15 protein-coding genes are annotated in these 17165 nt (G+C 71.1%); 3 read left to right on the top strand and 12 right to left on the bottom strand.

From position 1 onward, the window contains the following. The first annotated feature begins 244 nt into the window (after positions 1–244). The gene (gene glgB / locus DEI83_RS13655) at positions 245–2440 is read left to right on the top strand and encodes a 1,4-alpha-glucan branching protein GlgB (protein WP_111082494.1); all 2196 of its coding nucleotides are present in this window, start codon (positions 245–247) and stop codon (positions 2438–2440) included. Positions 2441–2525: 85 nt separating this feature from the next. On the opposite strand, the gene DEI83_RS13650 is transcribed toward glgB, so the two are convergent. Further along, on the bottom strand, positions 2526–3545 hold the full coding sequence (locus tag DEI83_RS13650; protein ID WP_111082482.1) for a tetratricopeptide repeat protein: 1020 nt from the start codon (positions 3543–3545) through the stop codon (positions 2526–2528). Beyond that, entirely contained in the window at positions 3542–5287 is a 1746-nt protein-coding gene (locus tag DEI83_RS13645; protein WP_111082481.1) for a hypothetical protein, read from the bottom strand. Before DEI83_RS13645 ends, DEI83_RS13650 begins: the two co-directional genes overlap by 4 nt. A 186-nt stretch (positions 5288–5473) precedes the next feature. Here DEI83_RS13645 and DEI83_RS13640 point away from each other — a divergent pair, with 186 nt between their 5' ends. Beyond that, positions 5474–7306: a hypothetical protein gene (locus tag DEI83_RS13640; protein ID WP_111082480.1), complete on the top strand. Its 1833-nt coding sequence runs from the start codon at positions 5474–5476 to the stop codon at positions 7304–7306. Positions 7307–7414: 108 nt separating this feature from the next. Here the strand turns inward: DEI83_RS13640 and DEI83_RS13635 are convergent, their stop codons facing one another. From DEI83_RS13635 to DEI83_RS13590, 10 genes are all read right to left on the bottom strand, one after another. After that, positions 7415–8191, bottom strand: coding sequence for an alpha/beta hydrolase (locus DEI83_RS13635; RefSeq protein ID WP_111082479.1), 777 nt, complete (start codon positions 8189–8191; stop codon positions 7415–7417). Further along, complete coding sequence (locus tag DEI83_RS13630) at positions 8188–8493, bottom strand: hypothetical protein (RefSeq protein ID WP_181431230.1); 306 nt, start codon at positions 8491–8493, stop codon at positions 8188–8190. Before DEI83_RS13630 ends, DEI83_RS13635 begins: the two co-directional genes overlap by 4 nt. A 12-nt stretch (positions 8494–8505) precedes the next feature. Beyond that, on the bottom strand, positions 8506–9402 hold the full coding sequence (locus DEI83_RS16275) for a lytic transglycosylase domain-containing protein (protein ID WP_258371220.1): 897 nt from the start codon (positions 9400–9402) through the stop codon (positions 8506–8508). A 198-nt stretch (positions 9403–9600) separates the two neighbouring features. Next, complete coding sequence (locus DEI83_RS13620) at positions 9601–10149, bottom strand: DivIVA domain-containing protein (RefSeq protein ID WP_111082478.1); 549 nt, start codon at positions 10147–10149, stop codon at positions 9601–9603. 67 nt (positions 10150–10216) lie between these two features. Continuing rightward, complete coding sequence (locus tag DEI83_RS13615; protein ID WP_111082477.1) at positions 10217–11158, bottom strand: phosphatidate cytidylyltransferase; 942 nt, start codon at positions 11156–11158, stop codon at positions 10217–10219. A gap of 50 nt (positions 11159–11208) precedes the next feature. After that, a complete protein-coding gene (frr, locus tag DEI83_RS13610) occupies positions 11209–11763 on the bottom strand; it encodes a ribosome recycling factor (protein ID WP_111082476.1) in 555 nt (184 codons plus the stop codon). Positions 11764–11817: 54 nt separating this feature from the next. Then, complete coding sequence (pyrH, locus tag DEI83_RS13605; protein ID WP_111082475.1) at positions 11818–12537, bottom strand: UMP kinase; 720 nt, start codon at positions 12535–12537, stop codon at positions 11818–11820. 106 nt (positions 12538–12643) lie between these two features. Beyond that, complete coding sequence (gene tsf, locus DEI83_RS13600; protein WP_111082474.1) at positions 12644–13471, bottom strand: translation elongation factor Ts; 828 nt, start codon at positions 13469–13471, stop codon at positions 12644–12646. An 89-nt stretch (positions 13472–13560) separates the two neighbouring features. Then, positions 13561–14475: a 30S ribosomal protein S2 gene (gene rpsB / locus DEI83_RS13595; RefSeq protein WP_111082473.1), complete on the bottom strand. Its 915-nt coding sequence runs from the start codon at positions 14473–14475 to the stop codon at positions 13561–13563. Positions 14476–14757: 282 nt separating this feature from the next. Then, on the bottom strand, positions 14758–16200 hold the full coding sequence (locus DEI83_RS13590) for a sugar porter family MFS transporter (RefSeq protein ID WP_258371219.1): 1443 nt from the start codon (positions 16198–16200) through the stop codon (positions 14758–14760). Positions 16201–16451: 251 nt separating this feature from the next. On the opposite strand from DEI83_RS13590, the gene DEI83_RS13585 reads away from it, so the two are divergent. Continuing rightward, positions 16452–17162 carry a murein hydrolase activator EnvC gene (locus DEI83_RS13585; protein ID WP_220036804.1) on the top strand — a complete coding sequence of 237 codons (711 nt, stop codon included), beginning with the start codon at positions 16452–16454 and terminating at the stop codon, positions 17160–17162. The last annotated feature ends 3 nt before the right edge of the window (positions 17163–17165 follow it).

Genomic DNA, 17165 nt, shown 5'->3' with positions numbered 1-17165 from the left:
GGGCGACTCCGGCTGCGCGGCGGGCGCGCCCGCGCTCCCCCGCCGGTCGACCGAGTCCCCCGCTGAACGCGCCGCCGAGCGCTTCGAGCCGAAGACCTCGGCTCCGGGCGAGGACCTGCCGGGCGCGCCCGCCGCGCAGCCGGAGTCGCCCTCGCGCGACGTGCCGGAGTCGGCGACGCTCGCCGGCGGCCTGGCCGCGGATGCGCCGACCGGGGCGGAGGCGACCAGCGCCTCCCGGACGGCCGTGGCCCCCGCGCCGACCACGGCGGGCACCACCAGCACCACCGAGCCGGTCCCCGCACCGGTCGACGAGTGGATCCGCCAGCAGGTCGCCGAGGGCCGCTGGTCCCAGCCGCACGACGTCCTCGGCCCGCACGCCGTCGACGGCGGCACGAGCGTCCGCGTGGTCCGCCACCTGGCGACCGCGGTCCGTGTCGTCCGTCCCGACGGCGACGACGTCGAACTGCGCCACGAGGGCGAGGGCGTCTGGGCCGGAGCGACCGCCGGCGAGCTCGGCCGCTACCGCGTCGAGGCCGACTACGAGGGTGGCGACACCTGGACCACCGACGACGCCTACCGTTTCCCGCCCACGCTCGGCGAACTCGACCTGCACCTCTTCGGCGAGGGCCGTGACGAGCAGCTCTGGCACCACCTCGGCGCCCACGTGCGGACCGTGGACGACGTCGAGGGCGTCGCGTTCGCCGTCTGGGCACCGCGCGCCACCGCCGTCCGCGTGATCGGCGACTTCGAGGGCTGGGAGGGCCGCACCACCGCGATGCGCCGCCTCAACGACCTCGGCGTCTGGGAGCTGTTCTGGCCGGGTGCCCTCGAGGGCCAGCGGTACAAGTTCCAGATCCTCACCGACAGCGGCTGGGTGGAGCGGGCCGACCCGTTCGCCCGCCGCACCGAGGTGCCGCCGCTCACCGCGTCCGTGATCACGAGTGCGCACCACACGTGGTCCGAGGGCGACGACCGATGGATGGCCGAACGCGCCGCCACGACCACCCACGACCGCCCGATGAGCATCTACGAGGTGCACCTCGGCTCGTGGCGTCCGGGCCTCAGCTACCGGGAGGTCGCGGACGACCTCATCGGGCACATGCAGTACACGGGCTTCACGCACGTGGAGTTCCTGCCGCTCGCCGAGCACCCGTTCGGCGGCTCGTGGGGCTACCAGGTCACCGGCTACTACTCGCCGACGGCGCGCTTCGGCTCCCCCGACGACCTGCGGTACCTCATCGACCGGCTGCACTCCGCCGGCATCGGCGTCATCATGGACTGGGTCCCCGGGCACTTCCCGAAGGACGAGTGGGCACTGGCGAAGTTCGACGGCTACGCGCTGTTCGAGCACCCGGACCCCCGCCGCGGCGAACAGCTCGACTGGGGCACCCACGTGTTCGACTTCGGGCAGCCGCAGGTGCGCAACTTCCTCGTGGCCAACGCGCTGTACTGGCTCGAGGAGTTCCACATCGACGGCCTCCGCGTCGACGCCGTGGCCTCGATGCTCTACCTCGACTACTCCCGCACCGAGTGGCTGCCGAACATCCACGGCGGCCGCGAGAACCTCGAGGCGATCTCGCTCCTGCAGGAGACCAACGCGACCGCCTACAAGCGCTACCCCGGCATCGTGATGATCGCCGAGGAGTCGACCTCGTGGCCGGGCGTCACGCAGCCGACGAGTGCCGGCGGTCTCGGCTTCGGCCAGAAGTGGAACATGGGGTGGATGCACGACACGCTCCAGTACGTCGAGCGTGACCCCGCCTACCGCTCGTACCACCACGACGAGATCACGTTCTCGTTCGTCTACGCCTTCAGCGAGCAGTTCACCCTGCCGATCAGCCACGACGAGGTCGTGCACGGCAAGGGCTCGCTCTACGGCAAGATGCCCGGCGACGAGTGGCAGAAGCTCGCGAACGTCCGCGCCTACCTGGCCTTCATGTGGGCGCACCCCGGCAAGCAGCTGCTCTTCATGGGCCAGGAGTTCGCGCAGCCGTCCGAGTGGAGCGAGGCGAACGGCCTCGACTGGTGGCTCCTCGACGACCCGGGGCACCGCGGCGTGCAGGACCTCGTCGCCGAGCTGAACCGCGTCTACAAGGACAACCCGGCGCTCTGGACGCACGACGCGACGCAGGACGGCTTCGAGTGGCTCGAGGGCGGGGACGCACCGCACTCGACGCTCGGGTTCCTGCGCAAGGCGGGCGACGAGCGCATCGCCGTGTTCGTCAACTTCTCCGGCGTCCCCGTGGAGCACCGCTTCGGCCTCCCGACCGCAGGCACCTGGAACGAGGTGCTCAACACCGACGCCTCGGCGTACGGCGGGTCCGGTGTGGGCAACCTCGGTGCGGTGCAGGCCGAGGACGTCCCGTGGGCCGGCCGTCCGGCCTCGGCGAACCTCGTGGTGCCCCCGCTGGGTGCCGTCTGGCTGCGCCTGGCCGAGTAGCGCCCTGCAGAGCGAGACGGGAGGCCCGGTACCAGCTGGTACCGGGCCTCCCGTCTCGCTCGTGTCGCGTCGCGCGCGGTCCGGCTCAGTAAAGCGCGTTGGCGAGCCGCCGCCTGGCGGCGACGACGCGCGGGTCCTCGGCACCGATGAGCTCGAAGTACTCGACCAGCCGCACGCGGAGCGCTTCACGGTCGTCGCCGAACACCGTCGGGACGAGGTCGAGGAGCCGTCCGAACGCGTCCTCGACGTGCCCACCGCTGATGTCCAGGTCGGCGACCGCGAGCTGCGCTGCGACGTCCGACGGACCGGCACCGGCCGCTGCGCGGATCTCGTCGGCGGTCTTGCCGGAGAGCCGGTCGAGCAGCGACACCTGCGCCAGACCGGCCACGGCCATCTGGTCGTGCGGGTCCTGCAGGATCGCGGTGCGGTACTCGGCGATCGCGGTGGCGTAGTCGCCGGCCTCGATCGCGTCGTACGCGGCCTGGTGGTGCGGCGGCAGCGGTTCGGGTTCCGGTTCGCCCTGCTCGGCGTCGGCGGCGGGGTCCGCGGCGCCGTCGACCTGTACACGGCCGGCGATGCCGTTCTGCTCGGCGGCCTGGAGCACCTGCTCGAGGACGTCACGGACCTCGGCCTCCGGCAGCGCGCCGACGAACAGGCCGAGCGGACGACCACCGATGACGGCGGCCACGGTCGGGATCGACTGCGCCTGGAACGCCTGCACGAGCTGGGGGTTCGTGTCCGCGTCGACCTTGGCCAGCACGAGTCGGCCCGCGTACTCCTCCGTCAGACGTTCGAGGACCGGGGAGAGCTGCTTGCACGGACCGCACCACTCGGCCCAGATGTCCACGATGACGGGGACGACGGTGGAGAGCTGGACGATGTCCTGGAAGCTCTGGTCCGTCACGTCCATCACGAGGGACGGGACGCTCACGACGCCGTCGTCCGCGGGACCGGCACCGGCGGCCGGGACACCGGCTGCGGATCCGGACGGCGCACCGGCGGACGGGGCGCCGGCACCCTGCGGCGGCCGCTGCGCCCGGTCGACGAGGGACGAGAGGTCGACCGCTCCACGCAAGCTGGACGGGGTCGGGGGGACGTTGGTCATTGCACCTCACTCGCTGCGATCAGGCCCTGGGTGAACCCGAGGAGTTCTATCTTGTCGTCCGAGCCCACCGGGGGCACGGAGAAGAGCAACTGCACGCCGTAGGTCGCCGTCACGCCCTTCGTGCTCGAGTCGACGCCGGACAGCGCCTTCACGGCACCCTCGGTGTTGACCTTCGCGCCGTCGGCCGTCGGCGTGACCTTCTCGATCTCGTTGAGGTCGACCGACACCAGGGCGCCCGCGGTGTTCGTCGCGAGTGCGAGTGGCGTGCCGGCCGGCACCTCGGAGGAGTACTCGATGTCGGCCGTGTCCGGGAGCGACTTCGCCTTCTCGTCCTTGTAGGACTTCCCGATCCGGGTGCGGAGGTCGTCGCCCTCGCCGGCGAACAGGTCGGCGGAGGCGCTCTCGGAGTCCTTCGACAGGATGTCACCGTACGCCGCTGCGACCTGGTCCGGTGCGAGCGCGAGGAGCTTCGAGTCCGGGGCGAGCTGCGCGGCGCCGACGGAGGTCGGAGCGAGCGACGGCAGCTGCGCGTCGGCCTCGAGTGAGACGGCGTACTCAACCTTGTAGTCGGAGCGCGCGTCCTGCTGCACGAGCGTCAACGCCTGCGGTGCCGTCTCGGCGTCGGAGCAGTCCGCCGCCACGACCGTGAAGACCGTCCGGGGCCAGGTGTCCGTCTGCTCCGGCAGCGCCACGCAGACGTCGTCCGCCGCGATCGCCGGCAGCGCCTTGGCCTCGGCGTCGGCGTTGCGGATGGCGTAGTTCGCCTTCCGGAGTTCGAGGGCCGGCCCGGCGAACCGCGACCCGGCGAGGTCGGCGTCCTTGTCGGCGTCGGCCTGCTCCGCCACCTCGGCGACGCGGGAGACGATGCGGGAGATCTGCTGCTTCGTCGCTGCGGTCGCCGGCGTCGCTGCCGCGGCACCGGTGGCTGAAGCGGTGGGCGTGGGGGTCGTCCCGGCATCACCACCGCCCTGCGGCCAGTACTCGGATGAGCAACCGCTCAGCACGAGCGCACCGGCGACGAGCACGGGCACGGCGACGAACGACCGGCGCCCGCGCCGGCTCCGGGCGGGCACCTGTGCGCCGGCGGCAGCGGCACGACGGGAGGCGCGGACGCGCGGCGGTCGCCCACCCCCGCTCCGACGACGCGGACCACGCGAACGGCGCTGGTGCAGGAACGCCCAGATGAGGAGGACGACACCGCCGAGGACGAACAGGCCGCCGATGGTGAGGAGCGGACCCACCGAGGGCGTGGCGGTGTCCCGCGGCCAGGTCACCGAGATGTCCGACGGCGCCGGGTCCGACCCGTCGGACGCGAGGACGAGCGACACGTCGGCGGGCAGCCGCACGGTGAACTGGGTGGCGTCGTCGTACTCCTGGTACCAGAGGTCGCTGCCCTTCGGGTCCGGCACCTCGGTCGCGCTGCCCGTCGTGCGTCCGACGAGGGAGCTGTCGTCGGCGTCGTACCGCAGGGTGGTGTGCGCGGCGTCACCGACCCAGGCGTCGACGTCGGACGTCTTCCCGTACGCGGCGAAGACCTCGTCCGCGCCGGAGACGTTGATGCGCTGGTACCCGGGGTTGGCGTTGAGCACGCTGCCGGGGATGACGGTGACCGGCGCGGACGCGGTCCCGCTCGTCGCGGCGACGATCGAGGACGGGGGCGCAAACACGGTCCGCTGCCCGACGCCGAGGCCGACGAGGAGCACCCCGATGACGAAGCTGACGATCGCCAGGACGAATCGCACGGAACTCTCTCCCTCCGCGCCGGGGTGGGGGGATCGGCGCGCGAAACAACGGCCCAGGTTACCCAGGACAGCTGTGAGGCGCATCCCCGCGCTCTGCCCGACGCCTCAGGGGCCCACGTGGGCGCACCACTACAATCGGGGTCCGGACTGCACGGGGCGGTCCGGGACGACCACAGGGAGCGACACGTGGCGAACGACGAGGCAGAGTTCGGGACCGAGCTGCGGGGGTACCGCAAGGACGAGGTCGAACGGGCTCTGAACGACCTCCGCCGCGAACTCATCAAATCGAACACCGACCGCGCCGAAGCGGCGAAGGAGATCCGTCTCCTGCAGTCCCGCGTCTCCGACCTGCAGGGCGAGCTCGACGAGGCCGGCACCCCGACCTACAGCGGTCTCGGTACCCGACTCGAGTCGACCCTGCGTGTCGCCGAGGAACAGTCCACCCGACTGATCAGCCAGGCGGACATCGACGCGCAGCGCCTGCGTGCCACGAGCCGCACCGAGGCCGAGCGCACGCTCCGCGAAGCCCGTGACGAAGCGCACGACACCCTGGAGGACGCCCGCACGCGCGCGGCGAACGAACTGGCCCGTGCGCGCGCCGAGTCCGCCGACACCGTGGAGCGCGCCCGAGCCGAAGCCGGCATCCTCGTCCAGGACGCCCGGAACGAAGCGGCCGCCCTGCGCGGTGCGGCGGTCACCGAGGCCGCCGAGGTCCGATCGGTCGCCATCCGCGAGACGAACGCGCTCCGCGCCCAGGTCGAGCACGAGGTCGCCGAGCTGCGCGAGGCCGCACAGCGCGAATCCGCCGAGGCCCGTCGCGCCGCCGCCGATCTCGACCGCGAGACCGAGCACCGTCGCAGCGTCTTCGAGGCCGACCAGACCCGCCGCCTCGACGACCTCGACCGCGAGGAGCGCACGCGCCGCGACGCCCTCGACCGCACGCTGACCGAGGCCCGCACCGCGTGGGAACGCGAGCACGGCGAAGCCCGCCGGGCCCTCGAACTCGAACTCGAGACCGGACGCGCCGACCTGGCCGCCGAGGTCGAGCGCCGACGCGCCGAGCTCACCGCGGAGATCGACGACCGCCGCCGCGACCTCGACGAGGACCTCGCAGCTGCCCGAGCCGCCTGGGAGCGCGAACTCGCAGGCGCCCGGACCGCCCTCGAGCAGGAGCTCGAAGCGGCCCGCGCCCAGCTCCGCGTCGACACCGAGCAGACCGCGGCCGAGAACGCCCGTCGTGTCCAGGAGACGACGGACCGGATCGAGCGCGAGACCGCCGAGCACCTCGCCCGCATCGAACGGGAGCGCGCGGCAGCCGAGGCCGCTGCCGAGCGGGCCGCCCGCGAGCACGAGAACGAGCTCGCCGCTCGTCGGGAGCGCGAGCACGCCGAGGTCGACACCGAGATCGCCGACCGTCGCAGCGCCGAGCTCGACGAGCTGTTCGCCGAGCGCACGGCACTGCGACAGGAGATCGACACCGCGCGCGCCGCGCTCGCCCAGGAGCGCGACGAGGTCCGGGCGACGGTGGAGCGCGAGCGCGACGAGGCCCGGGCAGCACTCGAGACAGAGCTGGCAGCACGCCGCGACGACGCCGAGCAGGAGTACCTGGAGCGACACCGTGCGACGGTGACCGAGACGCAGAAGTACCTCGACGAAGCGAACCTGCAGCTCGCCGACGCGACCCGCCGCGCCACCGCCGCACGCGAGACCGCCGACCGCCTCGAGCGGGAAGCCGCCGACCTCGCTCGGCAGCAGGAGAGCGATGCGCAGGAGCGCGCGGCGGACCTCGTCCGCGACGCCCAGGAGCGCGCACACCGACTGGTTGCCGATGCCGAGGAGCGCACCGCGGTCCTGCTGGCAGAGGCCGAGGACCGCCTCGGCGCCATCCGCACCGAACGGGAGGCGGTGGCCGGCTACCTCGAGAACCTCCGCGGCGTCCTCACCCACGCGGCCGGTGTGATCGACGAGCAGGGCGTCGCCGGACGACCCGTCCCGGCCGGAGACGACGCCGAGCGCTGAGCGCCCCGCACCGGGTCGGCTGGCCGGCAGGTGTCCGGTGTGCACCGCGAGCGTCCTCGTGGTGGGCACCACGCTCGAGCCCGGTCCGACGACGTCAGGGCGTCCGGCTCAGGACGGATCGCCCGACGCCGCCCAGTGCGTCGGCAGCGGAGCAGTGCCGGGCACGACGAGGTCGGCGACGGCGTCGAGGACGGTCCGCACGTACTTCTCCCCCACCCACAGGTGCTTCGCGCCCGCGACCGGGACGACCCGGACCGTCGGTGCGATGGCGAACCGGCGGGCAGCTGCGTCGGGCACGAGGAAGTCGTCGTGCTCCGGCACGAGTGCGACCACCGGCACGGTGACGTCCGCCCAACGTGCGAGCTCGTCGTCGGTCGTGCGGTGCAGCGGTGGCGAGAGCAGGACCACGCCGGCCACGTGACCGGCTCCGACGTGCTCGAGAGCGTGCTTGAGGATGACTTCCGTCCCGAAGGACCACCCGACGAGCCACGGTGTCGGCAGGCCCCGGTCGACGACCTCGGTCACGGCTGCTCGCAGGTCGAAGCCTTCGGACACCCCGTCACCGAAGCTGCCCTCGGAGGTCCCCCTCGGTGAGGTGACCGAGCGGAAGTTGAAGCGCAGGACCGCGATGTCAGCCAGCTCCGGCAGGCGAGCCGCAGCCTTCTTGAGCACGTGCGAGTCCATGAAGCCGTGCGCGGTCGGCAGCGGGTGCAGTGTGACGACGGTCCCTCGCGCCGGACGATCGAGCGGTTCGGCGAGCTCCCCCACGAGGGTGAGGTGGTCGTCGGTGACGAGCTCGACGTCGGACCGTCGGGCCGGCAGTACCGTCCCGGACCGGATCTCGTCGACGGTCGTCGAGTCGTCGTCAGTGTGCTCGGTCGTCATGCGATGCTCCAGCAGTGGTGGTGCCAGTGCCGACGGGCAGCGAGGTCGGCGGCGTCACCGAGGACGCCGTCCGCTCGCCACACGACGACGTGTGCGGTACCGGGCTCGATCGTTAGCCCGCAGCCGGGGCACAGGTACTCCTTCTGCGCCGACGCTGCCGAGATCGGCTGCACGGACCACTCACGGCCGCGCCGGAACTCCGTCCGGCGCCAGCCGCCCATCAGCCGTTCGAGACCCGCGCCCTCCGGCACGTCCTCGTGACCGCGGCCACGCGGGCGACGCGGCCGGTTGCTCCGCGGCACCGCGACCGCCGATCAATACCAGTTGTAGGAGACGCTGTGCGCCCAGGCACCGCAGGGCGTGCCGTAGACGCCGGTGATGTAGTTGAGGCCCCACGTGATCTGCGTGGCCGGGTTCGTCTGCCAGTCGGCTCCGGCGCTGGCCATCTTGCTGCCCGGGAGCGACTGCGGGATGCCGTACGCACCGCTCGGGTTGTAGGCGTTGACCCGCCAGCCGGACTCCTTGTTCCACAGGGACACCAGGCAGCTGTACTGGTCGTTGCCCCAGCCACGGGCCGTCACCATCTGCTGCGCGATGGCCTGGGCACTGCCCGGGTCCGGGGTCGCGGCGGTGGCGGCGAGCGGCGTGCTCGCTGCAGGCTGGGCGTCGTCGGTCGACTCGGTGTCCGCCGTGGCCGTGGCAGCCGTGTCGTCCGCGTCGGGCGTCGCGCTGGCCGAGGGGGTCGGCGTCGGCTTCGGCGCTGGCTTGACGACGTCGAACCCGTCGCGAGCGGCGTCGAAGTCACCGTAGGTGCCGTGCGCGGAGAACTGCTGCGGGGTGGCGATCGGCGCCGGAGCCAGCACCGGTGCGGCCGTGGCGGCGTCGGTCTGCATCGGGTTGAACAGCGAGCCACCGACGAACGCCGACACCGCGAAGAACGACAGGGCCGGGATCGTGGAGCGCTGGCGGACGAAGCCGTTGAACGACCGCGGGGTGGTCGGCTTCGACGGCGCGAGCGACCGGGCACGCGAACGACGGACGATCCGAGCAGACGGCGCAGCGACCGCGGCCGCGGCGTTCGCGGCATCGGCGTCGGACACGCGGTTCGCGGCGACCGACACCGGGGCGATGACGGGAGCGACGCGCTGCTCCGCCTGCGGGGTCGGGGTGGGACGGACGACCGTGGTCTCCGCCGTGCGAGGTCGGTTCATCGCCGCTCGGCGCTCGCTGACGATCGCGTGATCGTGCAGCTCGCGGGTTCCGCGGTCGGATCGAGTGTCTGCCGTGTGCCTGCCCATGAGTCCGTCCAGGATAACGGAACGATCACGGAAAGCGAAGCACCCGGGCACGGTGATTCTCGACGGGCGACGCGGACGCCTCGCCGGGCGAGGTCCGGCGACCGTGAGCGGTCAGCGCACCGCCAGCATGACCTCGACGACCGCGTCGAGGAGCGCATCGACCTGCGCTTCGCGGTACCCGCCGTGCTTCGGGCGGAACACGATCGAACGGACCTCGGTCAGGCTCAGTGGCTTGCCGTCCTTGAAGTACCCGTGCAGCCGACGCGAGAATGCGTCGACGTCCTTCGGGTGGTACCCGGTCGTCAGGAAGTTGACCCGCTGGAACCGCTGGCCGTCGGGGCGTCCGAGTCGGGCGACGACGTCGGACGCCTTGCCACGGGCCTCCGCGTACCAGGCCTTCTGCCCGATGTCGGCGATCTCGCGCTCCCGCTCGCGCGCCGCGAACGCGTCCTCGAGCCGCTCCAGCGCGGCGTCGACGTGCTGCGTCGAGTAGCCGCCCTTCTTCATCGAGAAGGCGGTCCGGCGGATCTTGGCCGCTTCGATCCCCGGGGCGCTGTCGTTGGCCGTGTAGGCACGGCGAGCGTCCTCGAGGAAACGCTCGACCTCGTCGGCGTCGTAGCCGAGGACCGAGCGGGGGGCAGTCGGGAACGTCGAAGGCACGGCGCCATTGTGCCAGTCCTGTGCCAGAGCACTTCCTGGACGCGCGGGACAGGACCTCAGGCTCGCGTCACCGGACGACGACGAGGTACATCAGGTACGCGATCGCCGCGGACGGCAGGATGCTGTCGATCCGGTCGAGCAGACCGCCGTGCCCCGGCAGGAACGACGAGATGTCCTTGATGCCGAGGTCGCGCTTGATCATCGACTCCGTCAGGTCGCCGAGCGTCGCGGACCCGGAGATGAGCACACCGAGGATGATGCCCGTCCACCAGGGCAGGCCGAGCATCAGCCAGGTCACGAGGATGCCGACGACGATGCTCGCCGCGACCGATCCCCCGAAGCCCTCCCAGGTCTTCTTCGGGCTGATGCGCGGAGCCATCGGGTGCTTGCCCAGGTTGATCCCGGTGGCGTAGGCACCGGTGTCGACCGCGACCACCACGAGGATGAACGCGATCACCCAGAGTTCGCCCCGGTCCTGCGCCGACAGGAGCACCACGCAGGCACCGAGCAGCGTCACGTACGCCTGGACGAACAACCCGTTCGTGAGGTCGCGGAACACGTTCCGTGCCGACGGCCTCGACCGCGAGAGCGCGACCTCGACGAGCCGCCACACCGAGATGACCACCACGCCGCCGAGCAGCGTGGACAGCGCCCAGTCCTGACCGCCGAGGAACGCAGCCGGGACCGTCCCCACCGCGACCGCGACACTCGGGATGCGCGGGACGTCACGCCCGGCGAAGCGCATCGCACTCGCGAGTTCGTAGACGCCGAGCCCGAGCAGGAACGCAGCGACCAGCATGAACACCGGCTTGAACACCAAGAGCGAGCCGAGCATGACCACCGCGAACGCGAGTGCGATCGCGATGGCCGCCGGGAGGTTCCGACCGGTCCGCGCGGTGAGCGCTTCGTTCCGCGCTCCGAACTCCGCACGGCGCTGACGGATCTGCGCCTCGAAGTCGCTCCGCGCCGCCCTCGCCCGCGCATCGAAGTCCTGTCGGAACCCCGTCATGCGGCGGTCATCTGATGTGGGGCGGTCGTCGCCCTGGTCCGGACGGCGCATCAGACCTCGAGGAGTTCGGCTTCCTTCTTCTTCAGCGCGTCGTCGATCTGGTCGACGTGCTTCTTCGTGAGCGCGTCGAGCTCCTTGTCGCTGCGGGCGATGTCGTCGTCGGACACCTCGCCCTTCAGCGCATCGAGGTCGTCCTTCGCCCGGCGGCGGATGTTGCGCAGCACGACCTTGTGGTCCTCGCCCTTGCCACGGACGATCTTCACGAACTCCTTGCGGCGTTCCGCCGAGAGCTCCGGGATCGTCACGCGGACGATCTCGCCGTCGTTCGTCGGGCTCGCCCCGAGGTTCGGGAACGTGGCGATCGCACGCTCGATCTCCTTGAGCGCCGTCTTGTCGTAGGGCGTCACGATGAGCGTGCGTGCCTCGGGCGTCTGGAGCGAGGCCAGCTGCGCGAGGGGCGTCGGCGAACCGTAGTACTCCACCGGGATCTTCTGGAAGAGCGCGGCGTTGATGCGGCCGGTGCGGACGGTGGCGAAGTCGTCCTTCGCGACGTCGACGGCCTTCGCCATCTTCTCGGTCGCCTCGGTCATGACGTCACTGATCACGGTGGTTCTCCTTCGGTACGGGTCGAGTCTAGTCAGTCGGCGGTCGTGCGCCGGTCAGTTGCTCACGACGGTGCCGATGCGCTCGCCCTGGATCGCGGCGCGGACGTTGCCCTCGCCCTCCATGCCGAACACGTGCATCGGCATGCCGTTGTCCATGCACAGCGAGAACGCGGTGGCGTCGACGACCTTGAGGCCCCGGAGCAGCGCGTCCTGGTACGTGACGTGGTGCAGCTTCTCGGCGGTGGGGTCCTTCTTCGGATCGGCGGAGTAGACGCCGTCGACGCCGTTCTTCGCGACGAGGACCTCGTCCGCGCCGATCTCGAGCGCCCGCTGGGCGGCGACGGTGTCGGTCGAGAAGTACGGCAGGCCCGCACCGGCGCCGAAGATGACGACACGGCCCTTCTCGAGGTGACGCTCGGCGCGACGCGGGATGTACTGCTCGGCGACCTGCGTCATGCTGATCGCCGACTGCACGCGGGTGGCGGCACCGGCCTGCTCGAGGAAGTCCTGGAGCGCCAGGGCGTTCATGACGGTTCCGAGCATGCCCATGTAGTCCGCTCGACCCCGGTCCATCCCCCGCTGCGAGAGCTCGGCGCCGCGGAAGAAGTTGCCACCGCCGACCACCACGGCCACCTCGACCGCTCGGGCGGCGACGGCGATCTCCTTGGCGATGGTGCTGATGACGTCGGGGTTCACGCCCAGGGAACCGGCGCCGAACGCCTCTCCCGAGAGCTTCAGCAGGACCCGTCGGCGTCCGGTCTTCTCGTCGGTCATGTGTCAAGCACCCTTCGTCGTGGTCTCGTGGAAATGTACTCGGTGCGCCGGGGCGCACGACAACGGGGCCAGGAACCGGTTGGTTCCTGGCCCCGTCATGGGTTCGTTACGCGCCGACCTTGACGCGGGCGAAGCCCTGGATCGTGATGCCGGCGTTCTCGGCGGCCTTCGCGACGGAGATCTTGTTGTCCTTCGCGTAGTCCTGGTCGAGGAGCGAGATGCCCTTGATGAAGGCGTTGACGCGGCCCTCGACGATCTTCGGGAGCGCAGCCTCGGGCTTGCCCTCCTCGCGCGTGATCGCCTCGACGGTGGCGCGCTCCTTCTCGATCGCGTCGGCCGGGACCTCGTCGCGCGTGAGGTACGACGGGTTCGCGAACGCGACGTGCTGCGCGATCGAACGGGCCTCGGCGGCGTTGTCACCCTCGTAGGCGACGACGACGGCGATCTGCGGCGGCAGGTCCTGGCTCGTCTTGTGCAGGTAGATCTCGAAGGACGAGCCCTCGACACGGCGGACCGTGCGGACCTCGAGCTTCTCGCCGAGCGCGGCCGCGCTCTCGTTGACGACCTCGAGGACCGTCTTGCCGTCGAGCGGAGCCGCGTTGGCGGACGCCACGTCGGTGGCACCGGCGGCGGCGACCGCGCCGAGCACCTTGTCGGCGAGGGTGGTGAACTTCTCGTTCTTCGCGACGAAGTCGGTCTCGCTCGCGAGCTCGACGACGGTGGCGGCACCGTTGTCGGCCGAAGCGACCACGACGCCTTCGGAGGTCGCGCGGTCATCGCGCTTGGCGACGGCCTTCGCACCCTTGATGCGGAGCAGTTCGACGGCCTTCTCGTAGTCGCCGTCAGCCTCGACGAGGGCGTTCTTGGCGTCCATCATGCCGGCGCCGAGGTCCTCGCGGAGCTTCTTCACGTCAGCAGCGGTGAAGTTTGCCATTGACTGGAGTCCTTTCTGGACTGTGCGTGTGTGGAGAGTGGAGAGCGAGGCAGGGGCGCCGGACCGTGTCGGCCCGGCGCCCCTGGTGCTCACTCGGCGGGGGTGGTCTCCGCGGCCGTCGCGGCCTCGGCCGTCGGCTCGGCGTTCTTGTCGGCGTCGGCGATCGGCTCGCCGATCTCCTTCGCTGCGACCTGCGCGTCGGCGTCGTTCTCCTGGACGGTGGCGCCCTCGCCCTGCGTCTGGCCAGCGGCGTCACCGGACAGGAGCTCCTGCTCCCACTCGGCGAGCGGCTCGGCCTCGGCCTCGTCGCCACCGTTGTGGCGGGTCTTCAGGCCCTCCGCCGCGGCGTCAGCGACGATGCGGGTGAGGAGACCGACGGAGCGGATCGCGTCGTCGTTGCCCGGGATCGGGTAGGTGATCTCGTCCGGGTCGCAGTTGGTGTCGAGGATGCCGATGATCGGGATCCCGAGCTTCTGCGCCTCGTCGACGGCGAGGTGCTCCTTCTTGGTGTCGACGATCCAGAGCGCGCTCGGGGTCCGCGTGAGGTTGCGGATACCACCGAGGGTCTTGTGGAGCTTGTCCAGCTCGCGCTTCTTGATGAGGAGCTCCTTCTTGGTGAAGCCCTTCGTCGTGTCGTCGAAGTCGATCTCCTCGAGCTCCTTCATGCGCGCGAGGCGCTTGGAGACCGTCTGGAAGTTCGTGAGCAGACCGCCGAGCCAACGCTGGTTGACGTACGGCTGGCCGACGCGGGTCGCCTGCTCGGCGATGGAGCCCTGGGCCTGCTTCTTGGTGCCCACGAAGAGGATCGTGCCACCGTGCGCGACCGTCTCCTTGACGAAGTCGTACGCGCGGTCGATGAAGGCCAGCGACTGCTGCAGGTCGATGATGTGGATGCCGGAGCGCTCGGCGAGGATGAAGCGCTTCACCTTCGGGTTCCACCGACGGGTCTGGTGTCCGAAGTGGACGCCGCTGTCGAGCAGCTGGCGGATGGTGACGACGGCCATGCCGTCCCTCCTTGTTCTCGGCGCACAGGACTGGAGCCGTGCGCACGGTTGCGGTTGTGTCGATCACGACCGGTGGTCGTGGTCCCTGGTGTCCTGCCCGTGCGACCGCCCGCTCGCGAGAGCGGGACCGATGGTCGCAGGACGCGCCGGAGGCCGGCGGTGGTGGACACGCGAAGTCAGCGCGACCAGCGCGCTGCTGAGGAGAGCGTAACAGAAAGGAGGCCCGGACCACGCGAGCCGATCGGCTGACGTGGTCCGGGCCTCCAGGACGCGGTCGGGCGGTCAGGACCGGGCGCTGACCGTGTCCCCCTCGGCGCTGATGCCCATCTCCTCGAGGGAGCGGCCCTTGGTCTCCGGGATCTTCGCGATGACGAAGAACAGCGACAGCAGTGCGAACAGGGCGTAGATGCCGTACGTGACCGTCAGGTTGAAGCCGGACAGGACCGGGAAGGAGATCGTGACGATGAAGTTCGCGATCCAGTTGGCGGCCGATCCGACACCCAGTGCCGTCGCGCGGATGCGGTTCGGGAACATCTCGCCGAGCAGCACCCACATGAGCGGACCCCAGGTGGCGCCGAACGACACGACGAACAGGTTCGCGAAGACGAGGGCGATGATGCCCCACGCGCCCGGCAGCGAGGGCTCGCCGTCGACGATGCGGGCCTGCGAGAACGCGATGGCGACCATCGTCAGCGAGACGAACATGCCCGCGGAACCGGCGACCAGCAGCGGCTTCCGGCCGACCTTGTCGACGAGGAAGATCGCGATGAACGTGACCGCGACGTTGACGACCGAGGTGATCGTGGAGATGAGGAACGAGTCCTCCTCCTTGAACCCGACGGCCTGCCAGAGCGTGGTCGAGTAGTAGAAGATCACGTTGATGCCGACGAACTGCTGCAGCACGGCCAGGATGATGCCCACCCAGACGATGGGCTGGAGGCCGAAGCGGTTGCCGCGGATGGAACCCTTCTTCTCGTTGGCTTCCTGCTTGATGCCGTCCTGGATCTCCTCCAGGCTCGTGTTCACGGTGTCACGGGGGACGATCTTGCCCATCACCTCGCGAGCGTCGTCGTTCCGGCCCTTGGTGAGCAGGTACCGCGGCGACTCCGGCAGGGTGATCGCGAGGATGCCGTAGACGACCGACGGCAGCACACCGACCAGGAACATCCAGCGCCAGGCCGGCAGGCCGAGGACGACCTCGGACGCGCCGCCCGCCGTCACCGCGAAGAACTGGTCGGAGAGCAGGGCGGCGAAGATGCCGAGCGTGATGGCGAGCTGCTGGAAGGACGCGAGACGCCCGCGGATCGCCTTCGGGGAGACCTCGGAGATGTAGGCCGGCGCGATGACCGACGCGGTGCCGATGCCGAGACCGCCCACGAGACGCCAGATGACGAAGTCCCACGTGGCGAAGGCGAAGCCGGAGCCGATCGACGAGACGAAGAACAGCACGGCGGCCCAGAACATGATGCGCGTCCGGCCGAAGCGGTCCGCCAGGCGGCCGGCGAAGTACGCGCCGAACGCGCAGCCGATGAGGGCTGAGGCGACCGCGAAGCCGCTGGCTCCGTCGGAGAGGTCGAACTCCCCCTTGATCGCGTCGACCGCGCCGTTGATGACCGACGAGTCGAATCCGAAGAGGAAGCCACCGACCGCCGCCGCGATGGCGAACAGGGTGACCTTCCCCTTGAAGGCACGGTCTTCGCCGTGCTCGGTTGTCCTGGTCGACACGATGCTCCTGGGTTCCCGCCGCCGTGCCGGGTGGTGCACGGTGCCCCGGCGGTCGGCTGGATCGCCGTCCGAGCGGCGTTGCGGTGTCCGGAGCGGGGCCGACAGTACCCCTTCACGGGCGGCTGAGCACATCGACGGGGTGGTGGTGCCCGTCTCTCCACCGGCCGGGAGGCTCGGAGTGGCATCCACAGGACGGCGCTCGGCCGCCTCGTGGCCGTGCCGGGAACGGCAGTGTCGGGACCATGGTGACGGTGGTGCGTGGGGCGGCGATCGCTCCGGACGACGGGATGTGGGTCGGCGCGGGAGGGCGCGGGTTCGTCCGCGCCCTGGCGACGTGGTGCGGGGTGGTCGTGCTGGTGGCCCTCGCGGTCGTGAGTCCGGTGGTCGGGGTGGTGTCGGGTGCGCCGAGCACGGCTGCCGCAGCGACCTCCGGTGCTCCCGCCGGGGCACCGTCGGCGACACACGGCTCGCACCCGACGTCGCCGGCGGTCACCGCCGCGGCCTCGCGGTGGTCGTGGCCGACCAGCCGACACGTCGTGTGGCGGCCGTGGGACGCCCCCGCGACGGACTACGGACCCGGTCACCGCGGCGTCGACGTCGTCGCCGCCCCTGGCACCGCCGTGTCCGCCCCTGGCGCGGGGACCGTGGCGTTCGCCGGATCGGTCGGTGGTCGGCAGGTCGTGACCATCGACCACGGCGGCGGGCTGGTGAGCGCGCTCGACCCGGTGCGCCCATCGGTCCGGAAGGGTGACCAGGTCGACCGCGGCGATCCGGTCGGGGTCGTCTCCGCCGGGCACTGCCCGCCGGAGACTCCGTGCCTGCACCTCGGTGCTCGCGTCGACGGGCGGTACGTCGATCCGCTTCCGTTCCTCCCACCGCCCCGCTGGCCGGTCCTGCTCCCCGAGGGCGTGCTGCCCGAGGGCGTGCTGCCCGGGGCAGCTCATCCGCGGCCGGCTCGCTGACGG

The organism is Curtobacterium sp. MCBD17_021 (assembly GCF_003234525.1).
Taxonomy (GTDB): Bacteria; Actinomycetota; Actinomycetes; order Actinomycetales; family Microbacteriaceae; genus Curtobacterium.
Note: the sequence above shows the minus strand (reverse complement) of the source record. Positions and strands in the feature narration are given on the sequence as shown.